Genomic DNA, 17,753 nt, shown 5'->3' on the forward strand with positions numbered 1-17,753 from the left:
CGTCAGACCTTCTCGCGCAGGACGCGCTTGAGGAGCTTGCCGGACTGGTTGCGCGGCAGCTCGTCGATGAGGTGGACCGATTTGGGGACCTTGTACTTCGCGAGCCGGCCCTTGGCGTGGGTGATCAGCTCGGCGGTGTCGAAGCCGCCGGCGTCCTGGCCGTCGCGGAGGACCACGAACGCCGTCACGGCCTCGATCCACCGGTCGTCGGGGGTGCCGATGACGGCGACCTCGGCGACCGCCGGGTGCGTGTACAGCGCGTCCTCCACCTCGCGGGAGGCGACGAGGATGCCGCCGGTGTTGATGACGTCCTTGATGCGGTCGACGACGGTGATGAAGCCTTCCTCGTCGAGGCGCACCAGGTCCCCGGAGTGGAACCAGCCGTCCCGGAACGCCTCGGCGGTCTCCTCGGGCTTGTCCCAGTAGCCCTCGCAGAGCTGGGGCGAGCGGTACACGACCTCGCCCGACCCGCCCGGCTCGACGTCGTCGCCCTGGTCGTCGATCACGCGGAGCTCGACGAACAGGACGGGGCGCCCGCAGGAGTCCGGGCGCTCGTCGTGCTCCTCGGGCTGCAGCACCGTCGCCAGCGGACCGATCTCGGACTGGCCGAAGCAGTTGTAGACCCCGAGGGCGGGCAGGTGCTCGCGGAGCCGCTGGAGGATCGGGCCCGGCATGATCGACGCGCCGTAGAAGGCCTTGCGCAGGCTGGTCAGGTCGCGGGTGGCGAAGTCGGGGTGGTTGACCGCCGGCACCCAGACGGTCGGGGCGAGGAAGAGCGCCCCGATGTGGTCGGCCTCGATCCGCCGGAGGATCTCCGGGACGTCGGGGACCTCCATGAGGTGGTTGGTGGCCCCCACCGCGAGGTAGGGGAGCATGAACAGCTGCATCCCGGCCGAGTGGTACAGCGGCATGGCGTGCAGCGGCTCGTCGTCCTGGCCCATCCCGAGCGCGTGGATGCCCGAGACGTACTCGTGCACCAGCCCGCGGTGGGTCATCATCGCGCCCTTGGGCTTCGACGTGGTGCCGCTGGTGTAGAGCAGCTGGACCAGGTCGGAGTCGGCCACCGTGATGTCGTCGAGGTCGGGGACCTCGCCGGTGCGGGCGGCGTCGAGGAGGCTGCCGGGGGCGTCGCGCATCGGGACGACCTGGCTCGGCCGGGTGGCCAGCGCGTCGACGTGGACGGCCAGCTTCGGGTCGACGACGAGGACCTTGCTGCCCGACTGCTCGATCAGGTACGCGAGCTCCTCGCCGGTGAGCGCGTAGTTGATCGGCACGTGGACCGCGCCCAGCCGGGCCGCGCCGAGGAAGCCCAGGAGGTAGGCGTCGGAGTTCTGGCCGTAGGCGGCCACCCGGTCGCCCTGCGCGACGCCGAGGCCGCGCAGCCAGCCCGCGGTCCGGCTCGTGGCCTCGTCGAGCTCGCGGTAGGTCCACGAGCGGTCGGCGAAGACGAGGGCGGTGCGGTCGGGCGTGCGGCGGGCGCTGCGGCGCACGACGCCGTCGACGGTGTTGGCGCGGGTGTCCACGGTCCTCCGGACTCTCGGGCTCGGGCGGGCGGGTGCTCCGGGTCACTCTCGCCGGTCGGTCGGGCGGCGTCCAGTTGTGCGATGGGGGAGTCGGCGCTCCGGTCAGTTCGTCGTCGCGAGCGTGAGGGGCAGGACGGCCGACGCGCCGGCCCGGCGGAGCAGCAGCGCGGCGACCGTGAGCGTCCAGCCGGAGTCGGTGACGTCGTCGACGAGCAGCACCGGGCCGGTGGGGCCGAGCTCCGGCGGCACCGACAGCCGCCGGTACACCTCGGCGAGGCGCTGGGCGGAGTTCGGCGGTTCCGGCTCGGAGTCGTCCTCCGGGTCGGTGAACACCGGCGGAGCGGAGTCGGCCAGCGCCCCGAGCAGCGGCAGCCGCCCGATGGAGGCGATCCGCTGCGCGAAGCTCTCGACCAGCGCCGGGCGGGTCCGGCTCGGCAGCCACACCACGCCGGCCGGCCGCTCCGCCCAGTCCCACGCCTTGAGGACCTCGACGGCGGCGTCGACCACCGCGTCGGGCGCCAGGTCGTCGGAGCGCAGCAGGGGACGCAGCCGCGGGCCCCACCCGACGTCGGTCAGCCGCCCGATCGCCCGGCCCTCCTCGGCGGCCTCCTCCGGCTTGATCTTCCCCTTGAGCGGCACGTCGAGGGCGTCCATCCCGCTCGGCCACTGCTTGCGCGGCGCGAGGGGGACGCCGGGCCGGTCGAGCACCTCCTGGGCCCGGACCCGGACGTCCTCGCCGATCGTCGGGTCGTGGTGGTGGCCGGTGCAGTTGTCGCAGCGCCCGCACGGGGCGGCGCCCGGGTCGTCGAGCTGGCGGCGCAGGAACTCCATCCGGCAGCCGTCGGTGGCGATGTAGTCGAGCATCGCCTGCTGCTCCGCGCGCCGGGCCTTCGCGAGGCCGGTGTAGCGGGCACCGTCGTACTCCCAGGGCTGCCCCGTCGCCTCCCAGCCGCCCTTGACCCGGCGGACCGCGCCGTCGGTGTCGAGGACCTTGAGCATCATCTCGAGGCGTCCCCGCGACAGTTCCACGCGCGGCTCGAGCGCCGCGGTCGACAGGGGGCGCCCGGCGTCGCCCAGCACCGAGAGCGCCACCCGCACCTGCGGCTCGGCGGGGAAGGCGAGCGAGGCGAAGTACGCCCAGATGTCGCGGTCCTCCGGCCCGGGGAGCAGCAGGACCTCGGCGCGCTCCACGCCGCGGCCCGCACGGCCGATCTGCTGGTAGTAGGCCACCGGCGACTGCGGGGCCCCGAGGTGCACGACGAACCCGAGGTCGGGCTTGTCGAACCCCATCCCCAGCGCCGAGGTGGCCACCAGCGCCTTGACGCGGTTGGCCAGGAGGTCGTCCTCCGCCCGTTCGCGCTCGGCCGGGTCGGTCTTGCCGGTGTACGCCGCCACGGCGTGCCCCCGCTCGCGCAGGAACGCGGCGAGCTCGTCGGCGGCCGACACCGTCAGCGTGTAGACGATGCCCGAGCCCGGCAGGTCGTCGAGGTGCTGGGCGAGCCACGCGAACCGGTCGGCGCCCTTCGGCAGGGCGAGGACCCCGAGGTGCAGGGAGTCGCGGTCGAGCTCGCCGCGCAGCACCAGGGCGCCGTCGCCCTGCCCGGACACGCCGAGCTGGTCGGCCACGTCGGTGGTCACGCGGTCGTTCGCCGTCGCCGTGGTCGCCAGGACCGGCACGCCCTCGGGGAGCTCGGAGATGAGGGTGCGCAGCCGGCGGTAGTCGGGCCGGAAGTCGTGCCCCCAGTCGGAGATGCAGTGCGCCTCGTCGACCACCAGCAGGCCCGCGGTGCGCGAGAGCTCGGGGAGCACCTGGTCGCGGAACTCCGGGTTGTTCAGCCGCTCGGGGCTGACCAGCAGGACGTCGACCTGGCCGGCACGCACCTGGTCGTACACGAGCTGCCAGTCGTCGGTGTTGGCCGAGTTGACCGTCACCGCGTGGATGCCGGCGCGCCCGGCCGCCTCGATCTGGTTGCGCATCAGGGCGAGCAGCGGGCTGACGATGACCGTCGGCCCCCGCCCGCGGGCGCGCAGCAGCGCGGTGGCGACGAAGTACACCGCCGACTTGCCCCACCCGGTGCGCTGCACGACGAGCGCCCGCCGACCGTGGGCGACCAGCGCCTCGATCGCCCGCCACTGGTCCTCGCGCAGCGCCGCATCGGGGCCCGCGAGGTTGCGCAGGGTGGCCTCGGCGTCGTCGCGGAGTCGTTCGGCGTTGGGGTCGGTGGAGGCGCCGGGATCGGTCACGGCCGTCGTCATGGGTCCCACCGTGGCACAGCGGTCCGACACCGTGGGCCGCCTCGGGACGGGACGGGGGCCGGCCGGCCGCTTGTGACCACGCTCACGGCGGACGGACGATGCCGGGATGAGCACGGAGGTCCTCACCACCGGGTGGGAGCCCGGGGTCCCCGCCGACGACACGATCACCCGGCGCTTCGTCCTCGCCTACGCCGACCGGATCGCGGCCATGGCGAGCCGCACCGGCGGCCGGCAGAAGTGGGTGGACGGGGCCCGCATGGCCGACCTGCGCTCGCCGTTCGGCTACGACAACGCCGTCGTCGTGACCCGCCCGCTCGCCGAGGCCGAGTGGCCCGGCCTCCTCGAGGCGGCCGGCGCGTTCTTCCCGCCGTCGCGGTGGTGGGTCGTGCTCTCGGTGTTCGCGACGCCGGACCTCACCGGCCTCGGCCTCGTCCGGGTCGGGCACCCGCCGCTCATGCTCCGGCCGCCCGGCCCCGTCCCGCCGCCGGCGCCCGGCCTGGAGGTCCGCGCCGTCACCGACGAGGCCACGCTCGCGGACTTCGGCTCGGTGCTCGTCGCGGCCTACGGGCTGGCCGACGTCGGCGTTCCCGCGATCGCCGACCTCGCCCTCGCGCGGTCGCTGCTGCACCTGCGCGTCGGCTACGTCGACGGGGTGCCGGTGGCGACGGCGGGCGCGGTGGTCCACCACGGGATCGTCGAGGTCGACTGGGTGGCGACGCTGCCCGGCCTGCGGCGGCGCGGCTACGGCGCCGCGGTCACGTCGGCGGTGGTGGACCTGGCGCCGGAGCTCCCGTCGGTCCTCGTCGCCAGCGACGACGGGCAGGGGGTGTACCGGCGGCTGGGCTACCTCGACCTGTTCCGCACGACGATGTGGGAGCACCCGCCGTCGTGGTGACCCCGACCGCTACGCGACCTCCTCCATCGCCTCGCCCAGCCGGCGGGCGCCCCGGTTGCTGCGGTCGGCGGCGAGCAGGTGCCCGGCGCCCATCACGAGCGCGATCGGCCACTCGAGCAGCCCGAGCACGCCCAGCGCGGCGATGCCGCCGACGAACACCAGGTCGGGGCGCGACAGCTCGATGCTGCCGAGCCCGGGAACGGGCACGCGGGTGGTCGGCGGGTCGTCGGGGTGCGCGGGAAGCGGCGGGGTGTCGGTGGTGGTCATCCGGTGGGGATGGGCGGTCGCGGCGCCGTCCACACCGCGGGTGGCGCGGGGATCCTGACGCGAGCTGTCAGCGGCGGCACGCGCCCGACGTCCCACAGCCCGGGACAGATGGACGATCAGCGGGCAGGATGCGGTTCCGTGGGCAGCGACTCGACCGGCCGGGCGACGTTCTTCGACTCCGTCGACGACGTCGTGACCCGGCTTGCCGACGTCGGGTACCTCGCCTCCACCGCCGTCGCGACCACCGTGTTCCTGGCCGACCGGCTCGGGAAGCCGCTGCTCGTGGAGGGCCCGGCGGGCGTCGGGAAGACCGAGCTGGCCCGCGCGGTCGCGGAGTCGACCGGGGCCGGGCTGGTCCGGCTGCAGTGCTACGAGGGCATCGACGAGGCCCGCGCGCTCTACGAGTGGAACCACGCCAAGCAGCTGCTGCGCATCCAGGCCAGCCAGGGAGAGACCTGGGACGACGCCCGCGACGACGTCTTCTCCGAGGAGTTCCTGCTCACCCGCCCGCTGCTCACCGCGATCCGGCGGGACTCCCCGACGGTGCTGCTCGTCGACGAGACCGACAAGGCCGACGTCGAGGTGGAGGGCCTGCTCCTGGAGGTCCTCGGCGACTTCCAGGTCACCGTCCCCGAGCTCGGCACGATCACCGCCACCCAGCGCCCGTTCACGCTGCTGACCTCCAATGCGACCCGCGAGCTCTCCGAGGCGCTCAAGCGCCGGTGCCTGTTCCTGCACCTGGACTTCCCCGACGCCGAGCTGGAGCGCCGGATCGTCGCGGCCCGCGTCCCGCAGCTGGGCGAGGCGCTGGCCGAGGAGCTGGTGCGGATCATCGGGGTGCTGCGCGGGCTGGAGCTGCGCAAGGCGCCGTCGGTGTCGGAGACGATCGACTGGGCGCGCACGCTGGTCGCGCTCGGCCTCGACACCCTCGACGACGACGCCGTCCGGACCAGCCTCGGCGTCGTGCTCAAGCACCGCTCCGACCTGGTCAAGGCGTCCTCCGAGCTGCGTCTGAACTGAGCGGATGAGCACCCCCACGCGCGGCCTGCCCGCCCACCTCGTCGACTTCGTCCAGGCCCTGCGCGCCCACCACGTCGACGTCGGACCGGGCGAGACGGTCGACGCCGCGGCGGTCGTCGCCGAGCTCGACCTGCTGCGCCGCGACCAGCTGCGCGAGGGCCTCGCGGCCGCGCTGCTGCGCCGCTCCGGACAGCGGGCGACGTTCGACGCGCTGTTCGACCTGTGGTGGCCCCTGGGGCAGGGCGCCGCGCTCGGGGAGGTGGCGCTGCCCTACACCGACGACGGGTCGGTCGACGTCGACGCGCTGCGCGACCTGCTCGCCCAGCTCCTCGCCGACGGCGACACCGCGGCGCTCTCCGAGCTCGCCCGCGCCGTCGTGGACGGACTGGGCGCGCTCGGCGTCGGGAACGGCCGGGGCGCCGGGTCGGGCGGGTCCGGCTCCGGGCAGGACGGCGGTGGCGGATCCCCCTCGGGCTTCTCGTCCTACCAGGCGCTCAACAGCGTGCGGCCCGAGACGCTGCTCGCGCGGGTGCTCTCCGACCTGCGGGGACGTCGCGAGGGGGACGCCGAGAGCCCGTTCGCCGAGGAGGTCGCGCGCCGCGAGACACGCGCGCGGATCGCGGAGTTCCGCCGGATGGTGCAGGCCGAGACGGCGCGGCGCGGCTCGGAGATCCGCGGTCGGGAGGCGGCGGCGCGGACCGGGGTCCGGCGCCAGGCCGAGCAGACCGACTTCCTCTCCGCCGGCGCCGACACGCTGGCCGACCTGCGACGGCGGGTCGCCCCGCTGGGCCGCCACCTCGCCACGCGACTCGCCGCCCGCCGTCGTCGGGCCCACCGCGGACCGATCGACATGCGGCGCACCCTGCGCCGCTCGATGTCCACCGGCGGCGTGCCCGTCGAGCTGGTGCACCGCCGCCCGCGGCCGGGCCGCCCGGAACTGGTGCTGCTGTGCGACGTGTCCGGCTCCGTGGCCGGGTTCAGCCACTTCACGATGATGCTGGTCCAGGCGCTGCGCGAGCAGTTCTCCCGCATCCGGATCTTCTGCTTCGTCGACGGGTGCGTCGAGGTCACCGACCTGTTCACCCCGGGGGCGGACCTCGCGCAGGTGATGACCGAGGTGCACTCCCGGCCCGGGCTGGTCGCCTGGAGCGGGCACTCCGACTACGGCCGGGCGTTCGAGCGCTTCGCCGAGCGCTGGCCGGACGCGGTGACCGAGCGCAGCTCGCTGCTCGTGCTCGGCGACGCCCGCACCAACCACCAGGACCCGGCGCTCGGGGTGCTCTCCGGCATCGTCGGGCGCGCCCGGCACGCGCACTGGCTCAACCCGGAACCGCAGCGGCAGTGGGGGACCGGCGACTCCGCGGCCCGCGAGTACGGGCGGGTGATGCCGATGCACGAGTGCCGGACGGCGGCCCAGCTGGCGGGGGTCGTCGGCGGGCTGCTGCCCGTCTGAGAGGAGGCTGGCGATGACCACACAGCGTCGGCGGAGTCGGCGGATCGGTGTCATGGGCGGGACCTTCGACCCGATCCACCACGGGCACCTCGTCGCGGCGAGCGAGGCCGCGAGCCGGTTCTCCCTCGACGAGGTGGTGTTCGTCCCGACCGGCCAACCGTGGCAGAAGTCGAAGTCCGACGTCACCGCCGCCGAGGACCGCTACCTCATGACGGTGATCGCGACGGCGTCCAACCCGCGCTTCGGGGTCAGCCGGGTCGACGTCGACCGCGACGGGCCCACCTACACCGTCGACACCCTGCACGACCTCGCCGCGATCTTCCCCGACGCCGAGCTGTACTTCATCACCGGCGCCGACGCCCTCGAGCAGATCCTCTCCTGGCATCGGGCGTCCGAGATGTTCGACGTCGCGCACTTCGTGGGGGTGACCCGGCCGGGCTTCACCCTGGACGCCAAGCACCTCCCGCAGGGGGCGGTCTCGCTGGTCGAGGTCCCCGCCATGGCGATCTCCTCGACCGACTGCCGCGCGCGCGTCGCCAAGGGGGAGCCGGTCTGGTACCTGGTGCCCGACGGCGTCGTGCAGTACATCGCCAAGCGGGGGCTCTACCGGGACGGCGTGAGCCCGTCGCGGCTCGAGCACCTGAGCTGATGCCCGAGCAGCCCGAGCTGCTGGTGCCCGACGCGGCCGCGTGGCGGGCCTGGCTGGCGGCGAACCACACCGACCCGACGGGCGTCTGGCTGGTGCTCGCGAAGAAGGCGGCGCTCGCCCTCGCGGAGCCGCCGACCACGCTCACCTACGACGAGGCCCTCGACGAGGCCCTGTGCCACGGCTGGATCGACGGGCAGACCCACCGTCGCGACGAGCTCACGATGTTCCAGCGGTACACCCCGCGGCGGGCGCGCAGCCCGTGGTCGGCCCGCAACGTCGGGCACGTCGCGCGGCTGGTGGCCGAGGGGCGGATGCAGCCGGCGGGGGCGGCCGAGGTGGAGCGGGCGAAGGCCGACGGGCGCTGGGACGCCGCCTACGCGGGGCCGGCGACGGCGGTCGTGCCCGACGACCTGGCGGCCGCGCTGGCCGCGTCGCCCGAGGCCGCGGCGATGTTCGAGCGGCTGACCAGCCAGAACCGGTACGCGATCCTGCACCGGCTCGGGCAGCTCAAGCGGGCGCAGACGCGGGAGCGCCGGATCGGGGAGTACGTCGCGATGCTCGGGCGCGGGGAGACGATCTACCCGCAGCGGTAGGAGCCGGCGGCCACCGAGTGGACGTCCATGGCTGCCGGGGCAGCCGTGGGAGTCCACTCGCCGGTGGTGGTCGGCCCTGGCGGCCACCGAGTGGGCGCTCAGGGCTCCGGCGGCAGCCGTGGGAGTCCACTCAGCGCGCGGCCGGCGACCAAGGAGCGCATGTCACCTCGGGGCCCCGGCGTGGTCCCGCGAGTCCACGATCAGCCCGTCGCGCACCCGGACGACGAACACGCAGGGGATGGTCGACGTCGTGCCGTGGCGCGTGACCGCGTAGTGGAAATCGGCGACGACGACCTCGGGGTCGGTGGTGCGGTGCACGACGACGTCGGCCGGCGCGAACCCGTCCGGCCGTCCCACCTGCGACTCGGCCGCCGCGAAGTGGGCCCGCAGGTCATCGCGGCTCCGGAGCGGCGGGATGGCCGGGTTCATGGGGTGCACGACGTGGGTCGGCTCGGCGTACAGGGCGACCAGGCGCTCGACCTGGGAGACGTCGCCGAGGACGAGCCGGCTCACCCCGTCCATGACGGCCCGGACGACGGCTTCGGGGGAGGATGGCTCGACCATCGCGGACCTCGTTCCGTGGACGGAACCGGAGTGATGGCTCCGGTTGGCCGCCGAGACTAGCGGAGTCGTCGCTCCGTTTCCAGGGAGGTGCCGTGCGCGCGGACGCCGTCGCGAACCGTCGTCGGGTGCTGGCGGCCGCCCGGGAGGTGTTCGCCGAGCAGGGCGTGGAGGCCTCGACCGAGGAGATCGCGCGGCGGGCCGGGGTCGGCGCGGGCACCGTCTTCCGGCACTTCCCGACCAAGCGAGACCTCGTCGAGCACGCCCTCGTCGCCCATTTCGACGATCTGGCCGAGAGCGCCCGCGCCGCCGCCGGCGGGGACGACCCGGTCGCCGCGCTGGGCGGACTCGTCACCGAGATGGCCGAGCAGGCGCCGACGAAGCTCGCGATGGCGGGGCACCTGCTCGACGACGGCGGGTTCGGCGAGGTGGTGGGCGAGGCGTCGGCGCGGGTCCGCGCGGTCGTCGCCGAGATCCTCGAGCGGGCGCGGGCGACCGGCCGGGTCCGTGACGACGTGGGCGTCGACGAGATCTACTTCCTGGTGCGCGGGGTCGCGCAGGCGCAGGCCTTCCTGCCCGTCGACCCCGAGGTGCGGCACCGCGCGGTGCGGGTGCTGGTGGACGGCCTGAGGTGGCCTCCGGCCCCGTGAGCAGAAAGTGTCGCTATACCGACCTTTTCTGCTCACGTGCGCGCAGCGCACCTATTCGAACGCGAGCACCGACGCGGTGAAGCCGTGGAGGTGGTTCTTCGAGACCACCGGGCCGATCTCGCCGTCGGCGAAGAACCCGGCCACCCGGGGCGCCAACCCGCGGCGGACCGCGCGCACGTCGTGGCTCGCGCCGCCGTGGACGGAGTCGGGCTCGCCGAACATGATCCGCCCACGGCCGGTGCAGGTGAACAGCAGCGCCCCGCCGACCGGGCCGTCGTCGCCGCCCGCGGCCATGAGCGCGTCGAGGTCCTCACCCGCCGTCGTCGCGTCCCGCACGTGGAAGCGCACGGTGCGGCCGACCTCGACGACGTCGCCCACGGTCACCGTCCCGGTGTCCTCGTCGGCCCCGACGACGCCGCGGATGAGGAAGTCGCCCCGGCCGTGGGAGTCGGCGTACTCGTCGATCGCGACCCCGAGGTGCAGGCCCTGCAGGGCGAGCCGGCGGTCGGTCTCGGAGAGGTCGCGGAGGATCTCCTCGAGCTTGCGGTAGGCGGGCATCCCGGCCAGGGCGTGGAGCTCGGAGCCGCCGGCCGCGGTCACCGTCATCGTCGGGCCGATGGGGCGGCAGCCCTGGCTGACCAGCGTCCGCACCGCCACGTTCCCGCCGAGCAGCACCCCGATCGCCCCGCGCTCGTGGACCTCGCCGTCGAGGAAGAGCCGGGCGCCGCCCGGGGCCGGCCGGGCCGGCCCGAGCGCCGAGCTCCCGACGGGTGCGGTCGCCAGACCCCCGATCAGCGGCAGCCCGCCCAGCGCGGTGTCGGACTGCTCGACGAAGCCCTGTGCCGGGAAGGTGAACGGGTCCGCGAGGAGCACCGCCACCGCGTCGTCGTCGGCGGGCACCGGCATCCCGCCCACCGAGATCCCGCCCTCGCTGCGGGCGGCCTGCAGCCGGAACGGGGTGACGCGCACGTCGGGCAGCGTCGCCGCCCACACCGAGACCGCGGGGGTGTCCTCGACGCCGCGGCCGTCCCCGATGACCCCGGAGGCCCGGCACCCGAACGCCGTGGTCGCCCCCGCGACCTCCATGGCCCGCTGCCCCGCGCTCGCCGCGGTGTCGGGGTCGGGGTGGGACACGAAGACGCCGAGCAGGTCCGGACGGCGCCCGTGCAGCGGCGCGGTGGCGGCGGCGACCGCGGTCTCCGCCGCCGCGAGGAGGTCGGGTCCCTGGGCCAGTCCGTCGCCGAAGTCCGCCATCCCCCGAGTATGGAGCCCGGGGCCCGGACCGACCCGTCGCGGCCCGGTAGACTGGACCCCGATGGCCGCCACCGACAGTGCGCGGCGCCTGGCCGACGTCGCGGCCCTGGCCGCCGCCGACAAGCTCGCCCAGGACGTGGTCGCGATCGACGTCTCCGAGCGCCTCCCCCTCACCGACGTCTTCGTCATCGCCTCGGCGCCCAACGAGCGGCAGGTGCAGGCCGTCGTCGACGAGGTCGAGGAGAAGCTGCGCGCCGAGGATGTCAAGGCGGTGCGCCGGGAGGGCCGGCAGGAGGCCCGCTGGGTGCTCCTCGACTTCGGCGACGTCGTGGTGCACGTCCTGCACACCGACGAGCGCGAGTTCTACGGCCTCGAGCGGCTGTGGAAGGACTGCCCGCGCCTCGAGCTGCCGGCCGAGGTCAGCGGCCCCGTCCGCGCCGGCGACTGACCGCGGTGATCACCCGACTCGTCCTGCTCCGCCACGGCCGGACCGCCTGGAACGCCGAGCGCCGCATGCAGGGCCGGCTGGACCCGCCGCTGGACGGGACCGGTCTCGCACATGCGCAGGCCGTGGCGCCCGTGGTCGCCGGGTTCGCGCCGACGGTGCTGCTGTGCTCCGACCAGTCACGGGCGCTGCAGACCGCGCTCGCGGTCGCCGAGGCCACCGGTCTCGAACCGCGCAAGGAGCCGCGGCTGCGGGAGGCCGACGTCGGGCAGTGGCAGGGCCTGGTCGACACCGAGGTGGAGCAGGGCTGGCCCGGTCAGCTGGACCGGTGGCACGTCGACCCCACCGCGACGCCCCCCGGCGGGGAGTCGCGGGTGGACGCGGCGCAGCGGGCGCTCCCGGTGCTGCGCGAGCTGGTCGGGACCCCCGGGCCCGGCACCGTCGGCGACACCGCGGTCCTCGTCGCGCACGGGGCGGTGATCTCGGCGACGACCAGTGCCTTCCTCGGCTGGCCGGTCGAGCAGTGGCCGTCGCTGGGCCCGCTCGGCAACTGCCGGTGGTCGCTGCTGGAGTTCCGTCCCGACCGCTGGCGGCTCGTGCAGTGGAACGCCGGGGCGTGACGCCGGACGGCCGCGTCGCGCCCCACCTGCTGGTGCTCGGCGACTCGCTGGCCTTCCACGGCCCCCGCACGGCCCACCCCGCCGACGAGCCGCGCCTCTGGCCGCACGTCGCCGCGGCGGCGCTGGGCGGGACCGCCGACCTGCACGCGGGTCTCGGCTGGACCGCGCGCCACGCGTGGTCGGCGGTGCGGACCGACCCCCGGGTGTGGGCGTCGGTGCGGCACACCGACGTCCTCGTGCTCGGCGTCGGCGGCATGGACTCGCTGCCCTCGCCCCTCCCGACCGCCCTGCGCGAGCTGATCCCCGTGCTGCGCCCCGCCGGGCTGCGGGCCCGGGTGCGCGCCGGCTACCGCGCGGGGCACGCCGCGGCGGCGACGGCCGGCGCGCGGTGGGCCGGTGGGTGGCCGACAGCGCTCTCCGCGGCCGAGACCGTGCGCTGTCTGGAGCAGTGCCGGGTGGCGGTGACGGCGCTGCGGCCCCACGCGCCGGTCGTCCTGCTGCTGCCCCCGGTGCACCGGTCACCGCTCTACGGCGGGGTGCACCGGCGGCGGTCGGGGCACGTGGCCGCCTTGCGGGCCTGGGCGGCGGGGCACGGGGTGGTGACCGTCGAGGCGGCCGGGCTGGTGGCCGAGCACGTGCTCACCGGGCACGGCAACCCCGACGGCATCCACTGGGGCTGGCCGGGGCACCGGGCGGTGGGGGAGGCGGTGGCCGCGGCCGTCGCGGGGGAGCTGCCTGCGCCGCGCGGCGGAGGGCCGGCGGTCCGGGAGGAGCAGCCGGCCATCCCCACCGGCAGCGGGACCCCGGGTGGTCCCCAGGCCCGGTCGCAGCGCTCGGAGGAGACGCCGGTCCGTCCCTAGCGTCCGCGGCGTGGTCCCCGACGACGCCCGCCTGCGGCTGCAGACCCTCGCCGCCCCGCCCGGTCCGCCTGCTCCTGGCGGGGGATGGCCGGCGGCGCCGGCGGGCACGCCGGGAGCGCGGCTGGGTCCCGGCGACGGCGGGTGGGGCCAGGGTCCCGACGGCGGGTGGGGGCAGGGTTCCGACAGCGGGTGGGGGCAGGTTCCCGACGGCGGGTGGGGGCAGGTTCCCGACGGCGGGTGCGGGCAGGGTCCCGACGACGGCGGGTGGCCGGCCCGGGCCGCGGGGCCGGTGCCCGCGCGCGGCGCCTGGGACGAGCCGCGGACCGGTCCGGGGCGCTGGCTGCCGGCCTCGTGGCTGGCGGCGCGGTGGGACCCCGGCGGGTGGGGCGCGATCGGGCTGGCGGTGGTCGCCGCGCTGGCGGCCGTGGTGGCGGCGGTCGGGGTGTGGGCGGGGCGGCCGGTGGCCGAGCCGGTGCCGGCCCTGCCTGCGGTGTCCGCGGGCCCCGCGGCGGCACCGTCCGGTGTGGTGCCCGCGGTGGCGCCGGCACCGGGCGGGCCGGTGGTGGTGAACGTCGCCGGGAAGGTCCGCCGGCCGGGGCTGGTGACCCTCCGGGAGGGCGCGCGGGTCGGCGAGGCGCTCGAGGACGCGGGCGGGGCGCTCCCCGGGGTGGACCTCACCCCGCTCAACCTCGCCGCCCGGGTGGTGGACGGGCAGCAGATCCTCGTGGGGGTCGCGGCGCCGGCCGGGTCGGCGCCGGCAGCGCCCGTCACGGCGGGGGCCGCCCCTGCGGCTGGTGCGGCGCCCGGCGGGGCGGCCCCGGGCGGGAAGCTCGACCTCAACGCCGCGACGCTCGAGCAGCTCGACGGCCTGCCCGGGGTCGGGCCGGTCACCGCGAAGAAGATCCTGGACTGGCGCACGCAGAACGGCCGGTTCTCGGCGGTCGAGCAGCTGCGGGAGATCCCGGGGATCGGCGACGCCCGGTTCGGCACCCTGCGCGACCTGGTGCGGGTGTGACCGCCCCCCGCGACGACGAGCCCCGTCCCCGCTGGGACGGCCGGCTCGTCCCGCCGGCGCTGGCGGCGTGGGCGGCTGCGCTCGTGGCGCTCGCGCTGGGATGGGGCCCGGGGGCGCTGCTCACGGTCCTGGCGCTGGTCGCGGTGGTCCTCGGCGGGCGGCGCCTGCTCGGGGCCCGGCGCGCGGGTGGCGCGGCGCCGCGGTGGGCGGCCGGGCTGCTGGCGGCCGGGATCAGCGCCGCGGCGGTGGGCGGGCTCGCGACGGTCGCGGCGCACCAGGTGGCGGGGCACCCGCTGCGGGCGGCGGCCTCGGCGGGATCGGCCGCCACGCTCGAGGTGGTCCTCACCGACGACCCCGCGCCGCTGCGCACCACCGGCCTCGGCGGGCCCCGCGTGGTGGTCCGCGCCGAGCTCGTCGCCGCGTCGGCCGCGGGGGCTCGGTGGCGCGGGGACGGGAGCGTGGTGCTCCTCGCGCCGGCCGCGGGGTGGACGGGCCTGCTCCCGGGCCAGCACGCCACCGCCAGCGGCACGCTCGGGCCGTCCACCCGCGGCGACCTCACCGTGGCGGTCCTGCGCACCCGCGGCCCGCCCCGCGACGTCGGGCCGCCGCCGGGCGTCCAGGTCGCCGCCGGTGTCCTGCGGGCCGGGCTGCGCGACGCCTCCCGAGCCGTGCTCGGCGAGGAGCCGGCCGCGCTGCTGCCGGGGCTCGTCGTCGGGGACACGTCCGCGGTCGGCGCGGACCTCGACCGCGACTTCCGGACGGCGGGCCTCACGCACCTGCTGGCGGTGAGCGGCTCGAACGTCGCGTTCGTTCTCGGCGCGGTCCTGCTCCTCGCCCGGGCCGTCCGGCTCGGACCGCGGACGGTGGCGGTGCTCGCGCTCCTCGCGCTGGTCGGGTTCGTGGTGCTCGCCCGGCCGTCGCCCAGCGTGCTGCGAGCGGGCGCGATGGGGGTGGTCGCGATCCTCGCGCTGGCCCTCGGGCGCTCCCGCTCGGTGCTGCCCGCGCTCGCGGCGACGGTGGTGGCCCTGCTACTGGTCGACCCGGCGCTCGCGGTGGACGCGGGGTTCGCGCTCTCGGTGCTGGCCACCGGTGCGCTCGTGCTGCTCGCCCCGGCGGTCGTCACGGCGCTGCGCCGGCGCGGGGTGCCGCCCGGGATCGCCGAGGCACTGGCGGTGCCGCTGGCCGCGCACGTGGTCACCGCCCCGGTGGTGGCCGGGCTGTCCGGCGAGGTCAGCCTCGTCGCGGTCCTCGCGAACCTCCTCGCCGCGCCCGTCGTCGCGCCCGCGACGGTCCTCGGGGTGCTCGCGTCCGTCCTCGCCCCGTGGTGGACCGGCGGCGCCCACGCCGCGGTGTGGCTGGCCGGGCCCGAGGTGTCCTGGCTCGTGTGGGTCGCGCACCGGTGCGCGGCGGTGCCGGGCGCGACGCTGTCCTGGCCGGGCGGGGTGACCGGCGGGCTGCTGCTCGCCGGCCTGGTGCTGCTCGGCCTCGTCGCCCTGCGGTGGCGCCGGGTCCGGCTGCTGTCCCTCGCCGTCGTCGTCGGGCTGCTGCTCGTGCTGGTGCCGACCCGGGTGGTCCCGGTCGGGTGGCCGCCGCCGGGCTGGGCGTTCGTCGTGTGCGACGTCGGGCAGGGCGACGGGCTCGTCCTCGCCACGGGCGAGCCCGGGCGGGCCGTGCTGCTCGACGCGGGACCCGACGGCAGCGCGATCGACGGCTGCCTCTCCCGGCTCGGGGTGCGCTCGTTCGCCCTCGTCGTGCTCTCGCACCTGCACGCCGACCACGTCGACGGGCTCGCCGGGGCGCTGCGCGGGCGACCGGCCGGGGCGGTGGCGATCGGTCCGGTGCACGAGCCGGTCGGGGCTCTCGCGCAGGTCACCGGGCGGGCCCGGCGGGCGGGGGCGGCCGTCGTCGGGCTCGCCCCCGGCACCACGCTGCGCTGGCCGGCGCTCCAGCTCGACGTCCTCGGCCCGCTCCACCCGCGCACCCACGTCGACCCCGACGACGGCACCGAGGTCAACGACACGTCACTGGTCCTGCGCGCGACCACCCCGCTCGGGCGGATCCTGCTGCCCGGCGACGCCGAGGCCTCGTCCCAGGAGGAGCTGCTGGCGTCCGGGGCGGACCTGGGCGCCGACGTGCTCAAGGTGCCCCACCACGGCTCGCGGTCGTCGCTGCCGGCGTTCGTGACGGCCGCGCACGCCCGGCTCGCGCTGGTCAGCGTCGGGAAGGGCAACAGCTACGGCCACCCGAACCCGGCGATGATGGGCCTGCTCGCCGGCACCGGCGCGCTGGTGCGCCGCACCGACCAGAGCGGGGACCTCGCCGTGGTCCCCGGCGCGGGCGGGGGCGCCGCGGTCGTCGCGCGTGGCGATCCCCGCCCCGATCCGAGGACGGGCCGGTGACGGCGCTTACAGGCCGAGGGCCTCGCGGACCGCCTTCGACGACGCGGGCACCGTCGCCGTCGGGCCGACCTGGCCCTCGATGGCGTCGAGGGTCTTGAGGCCGTCGCCGGTGATCAGCAGCACCGTGTCGGCGTCCGGGTCGAGCCGGCCCTGCTCCACGAGCTTCTTCGCGTTCGCGACCGTGACCCCGCCCGCGGTCTCGGCGAAGATGCCCTCGGTGCGGGCGAGCAGGCGCATGCCCTCGCGGACCTCGTCGTCGTCGACGTCGGTGACCGCACCGCCGCAGCGGCGCACGGTGTCGAGCACGTAGGGGCCGTCGGCGGGGTTGCCGATCGCGAGGGAGCGCGCGATGGTGTCCGGCTTCTGCGGCCGGACGACGTCGGTGCCCTCGGCGAACGCCGTCGACACCGGGGAGCACCCGGCGGCCTGCGCGCCGAAGACCTTCCACCCGGCCTCGTCGACGAGCCCGAGCGACACCAGCTCGCCGTAGGCCTTGTCGACCTTGGTGAGCTGCGAGCCGGACGCCACCGGGATGACCGTCTGCGCCGGGATGCGCCAGCCGAGCTGCTCGGCGATCTCGTAGCCCAGCGACTTCGAGCCCTCGGCGTAGTAGGGCCGGACGTTGACGTTGACGAACGCCCAGTCCTCCTGCTCGAAGGCGAGCTCGGTGGCCAGGCGGTTGACGTCGTCGTAGGTGCCGTCGACGGCGAGCAGCGAGGTCTCGTAGACCGCCGTCATGAGGATCTTCGCCCGCTCGAGCGACGAGGGGATGAGCACGACGGAGTCCCACCCGGCGCGGGCCGCGGCGGCTGCCGTCGCGTTGGCGAGGTTCCCGGTGGAGGGGCAGGCCAGCACCGTGAAGCCGAGCTCACGGGCGGCCGCCAGGGCGACGGCGACCACGCGGTCCTTGAAGGAGTGGGTCGGGTTGCCGGTGTCGTCCTTGACCCACAGGTTGCGGATGCCCAGCTCGGCGCCCAGCCGGTCGGCCTTCACGAGGCGGGTGAACCCGGGCTCGGTGTTCGGGTGGTCCTCGACGGTGCTCGGCACCGGCAGCAGGTCCTTGTACCGCCAGATCGACTTCGGGCCGCGCTCGATCTGCTCGCGGGTGACGCGGCCGAAGTCGTAGGCGACCTCGAGCGGGCCGAAGCACTGGGGACACGCGAACTCGGCCGCGAGGTCGAGGCGGTGGCCGCACGCCCGACACGCCAGGGCGGCCGCGGGGCCGAGGTCGAGAGACGAGCCGGCGGACCCGGAGGCGGTGCTCGACGGGCCGGGGGCAGTCAGCGTCATGAA

The 17,753-nt window shown here is 76.1% G+C and carries 17 protein-coding genes; 11 read left to right on the top strand and 6 right to left on the bottom strand.

Annotation, left to right across the window (positions count from 1 at the left end):
- Positions 1 to 2 precede the first annotated feature (2 nt).
- Both HH311_RS16660 and HH311_RS16665 read right to left on the bottom strand, forming a co-directional pair.
- Positions 3 to 1,523 (bottom strand): acyl-CoA synthetase, encoded by a 1,521-nt coding sequence (locus HH311_RS16660; protein WP_169184800.1) that lies wholly within the window; start codon positions 1,521 to 1,523, stop codon positions 3 to 5.
- 102 nt (positions 1,524 to 1,625) lie between these two features.
- A complete protein-coding gene (locus tag HH311_RS16665; protein ID WP_169184801.1) occupies positions 1,626 to 3,779 on the bottom strand; it encodes a RecQ family ATP-dependent DNA helicase in 2,154 nt (717 codons plus the stop codon).
- 106 nt (positions 3,780 to 3,885) lie between these two features.
- Here HH311_RS16665 and HH311_RS16670 point away from each other — a divergent pair, with 106 nt between their 5' ends.
- Complete coding sequence (locus HH311_RS16670; protein WP_169184802.1) at positions 3,886 to 4,674, top strand: GNAT family N-acetyltransferase; 789 nt, start codon at positions 3,886 to 3,888, stop codon at positions 4,672 to 4,674.
- 9 nt (positions 4,675 to 4,683) lie between these two features.
- Here the strand turns inward: HH311_RS16670 and HH311_RS16675 are convergent, their stop codons facing one another.
- On the bottom strand, positions 4,684 to 4,941 hold the full coding sequence (locus HH311_RS16675) for a hypothetical protein (protein ID WP_169184803.1): 258 nt from the start codon (positions 4,939 to 4,941) through the stop codon (positions 4,684 to 4,686).
- A gap of 108 nt (positions 4,942 to 5,049) precedes the next feature.
- On the opposite strand from HH311_RS16675, the gene HH311_RS16680 reads away from it, so the two are divergent.
- The 4 genes from HH311_RS16680 to HH311_RS16695 are packed head-to-tail and all read left to right on the top strand — an operon-like array spanning position 5,050 to position 8,656.
- Complete coding sequence (locus tag HH311_RS16680) at positions 5,050 to 5,961, top strand: MoxR family ATPase (protein ID WP_211190373.1); 912 nt, start codon at positions 5,050 to 5,052, stop codon at positions 5,959 to 5,961.
- Positions 5,962 to 5,965: 4 nt separating this feature from the next.
- Positions 5,966 to 7,414 carry a VWA domain-containing protein gene (locus HH311_RS16685; protein WP_169184805.1) on the top strand — a complete coding sequence of 483 codons (1,449 nt, stop codon included), beginning with the start codon at positions 5,966 to 5,968 and terminating at the stop codon, positions 7,412 to 7,414.
- Positions 7,415 to 7,427: 13 nt separating this feature from the next.
- Positions 7,428 to 8,063 (top strand): nicotinate-nucleotide adenylyltransferase, encoded by a 636-nt coding sequence (nadD, locus tag HH311_RS16690; protein WP_169184806.1) that lies wholly within the window; start codon positions 7,428 to 7,430, stop codon positions 8,061 to 8,063.
- Positions 8,063 to 8,656 carry a YdeI family protein gene (locus HH311_RS16695; protein WP_169184807.1) on the top strand — a complete coding sequence of 198 codons (594 nt, stop codon included), beginning with the start codon at positions 8,063 to 8,065 and terminating at the stop codon, positions 8,654 to 8,656. The genes nadD and HH311_RS16695 overlap by 1 nt, the downstream gene beginning before the upstream one ends.
- A gap of 162 nt (positions 8,657 to 8,818) precedes the next feature.
- On the opposite strand, the gene HH311_RS16700 is transcribed toward HH311_RS16695, so the two are convergent.
- Positions 8,819 to 9,220 carry a nuclear transport factor 2 family protein gene (locus HH311_RS16700; RefSeq protein ID WP_169184808.1) on the bottom strand — a complete coding sequence of 134 codons (402 nt, stop codon included), beginning with the start codon at positions 9,218 to 9,220 and terminating at the stop codon, positions 8,819 to 8,821.
- 92 nt (positions 9,221 to 9,312) lie between these two features.
- Here HH311_RS16700 and HH311_RS16705 point away from each other — a divergent pair, with 92 nt between their 5' ends.
- On the top strand, positions 9,313 to 9,867 hold the full coding sequence (locus tag HH311_RS16705; protein WP_169184809.1) for a TetR/AcrR family transcriptional regulator: 555 nt from the start codon (positions 9,313 to 9,315) through the stop codon (positions 9,865 to 9,867).
- Between the two features lie 51 nt (positions 9,868 to 9,918).
- Here the strand turns inward: HH311_RS16705 and HH311_RS16710 are convergent, their stop codons facing one another.
- Positions 9,919 to 11,121: an FIST N-terminal domain-containing protein gene (locus tag HH311_RS16710; protein ID WP_169184810.1), complete on the bottom strand. Its 1,203-nt coding sequence runs from the start codon at positions 11,119 to 11,121 to the stop codon at positions 9,919 to 9,921.
- 61 nt (positions 11,122 to 11,182) lie between these two features.
- Between HH311_RS16710 and rsfS the strand changes: the two genes are divergently transcribed.
- The 5 genes from rsfS to HH311_RS16735 are packed head-to-tail and all read left to right on the top strand — an operon-like array spanning position 11,183 to position 16,460.
- Positions 11,183 to 11,569 carry a ribosome silencing factor gene (gene rsfS, locus HH311_RS16715; protein WP_169184811.1) on the top strand — a complete coding sequence of 129 codons (387 nt, stop codon included), beginning with the start codon at positions 11,183 to 11,185 and terminating at the stop codon, positions 11,567 to 11,569.
- Positions 11,570 to 11,574: 5 nt separating this feature from the next.
- Positions 11,575 to 12,186 carry a histidine phosphatase family protein gene (locus tag HH311_RS16720; RefSeq protein ID WP_312030201.1) on the top strand — a complete coding sequence of 204 codons (612 nt, stop codon included), beginning with the start codon at positions 11,575 to 11,577 and terminating at the stop codon, positions 12,184 to 12,186.
- On the top strand, positions 12,183 to 13,046 hold the full coding sequence (gene octT / locus HH311_RS16725; RefSeq protein ID WP_312030202.1) for a diglucosylglycerate octanoyltransferase: 864 nt from the start codon (positions 12,183 to 12,185) through the stop codon (positions 13,044 to 13,046). Before HH311_RS16720 ends, octT begins: the two co-directional genes overlap by 4 nt.
- Positions 13,047 to 13,056: 10 nt before the next feature.
- Entirely contained in the window at positions 13,057 to 14,061 is a 1,005-nt protein-coding gene (locus HH311_RS16730) for a ComEA family DNA-binding protein (protein ID WP_169184812.1), read from the top strand.
- Complete coding sequence (locus HH311_RS16735; protein WP_169184813.1) at positions 14,058 to 16,460, top strand: ComEC/Rec2 family competence protein; 2,403 nt, start codon at positions 14,058 to 14,060, stop codon at positions 16,458 to 16,460. The genes HH311_RS16730 and HH311_RS16735 overlap by 4 nt, the downstream gene beginning before the upstream one ends.
- A gap of 6 nt (positions 16,461 to 16,466) precedes the next feature.
- On the opposite strand, the gene thrC is transcribed toward HH311_RS16735, so the two are convergent.
- Entirely contained in the window at positions 16,467 to 17,750 is a 1,284-nt protein-coding gene (thrC, locus tag HH311_RS16740; RefSeq protein ID WP_169184814.1) for a threonine synthase, read from the bottom strand.
- Between the last annotated feature and the right edge of the window lie 3 nt (positions 17,751 to 17,753).

Origin of the sequence: Actinomycetospora sp. TBRC 11914 (genome assembly GCF_012933465.1) — a bacterium.
Taxonomy (GTDB): Bacteria; Actinomycetota; Actinomycetes; order Mycobacteriales; family Pseudonocardiaceae; genus Actinomycetospora.

Bases quoted from the DNA above. Each gene is read 5' to 3' on its own strand.
- HH311_RS16665 (WP_169184801.1), bottom strand. From the start codon at position 3,779: ATGACGACGGCCGTGACCGATCCCGGCGCCTCCACCGACCCCAACGCC.
- HH311_RS16710 (WP_169184810.1), bottom strand. From the start codon at position 11,121: ATGGCGGACTTCGGCGACGGACTGGCCCAGGGACCCGACCTCCTCGCG.
- HH311_RS16685 (WP_169184805.1), top strand. From the start codon at position 5,966: ATGAGCACCCCCACGCGCGGCCTGCCCGCCCACCTCGTCGACTTCGTC.
- HH311_RS16695 (WP_169184807.1), top strand. From the start codon at position 8,063: ATGCCCGAGCAGCCCGAGCTGCTGGTGCCCGACGCGGCCGCGTGGCGG.
- HH311_RS16675 (WP_169184803.1), bottom strand. From the start codon at position 4,941: ATGACCACCACCGACACCCCGCCGCTTCCCGCGCACCCCGACGACCCG.
- nadD (WP_169184806.1), top strand. From the start codon at position 7,428: ATGACCACACAGCGTCGGCGGAGTCGGCGGATCGGTGTCATGGGCGGG.
- HH311_RS16680 (WP_211190373.1), top strand. From the start codon at position 5,050: ATGGACGATCAGCGGGCAGGATGCGGTTCCGTGGGCAGCGACTCGACC.
- HH311_RS16670 (WP_169184802.1), top strand. From the start codon at position 3,886: ATGAGCACGGAGGTCCTCACCACCGGGTGGGAGCCCGGGGTCCCCGCC.
- rsfS (WP_169184811.1), top strand. From the start codon at position 11,183: ATGGCCGCCACCGACAGTGCGCGGCGCCTGGCCGACGTCGCGGCCCTG.
- thrC (WP_169184814.1), bottom strand. From the start codon at position 17,750: ATGACGCTGACTGCCCCCGGCCCGTCGAGCACCGCCTCCGGGTCCGCC.
- HH311_RS16700 (WP_169184808.1), bottom strand. From the start codon at position 9,220: ATGGTCGAGCCATCCTCCCCCGAAGCCGTCGTCCGGGCCGTCATGGAC.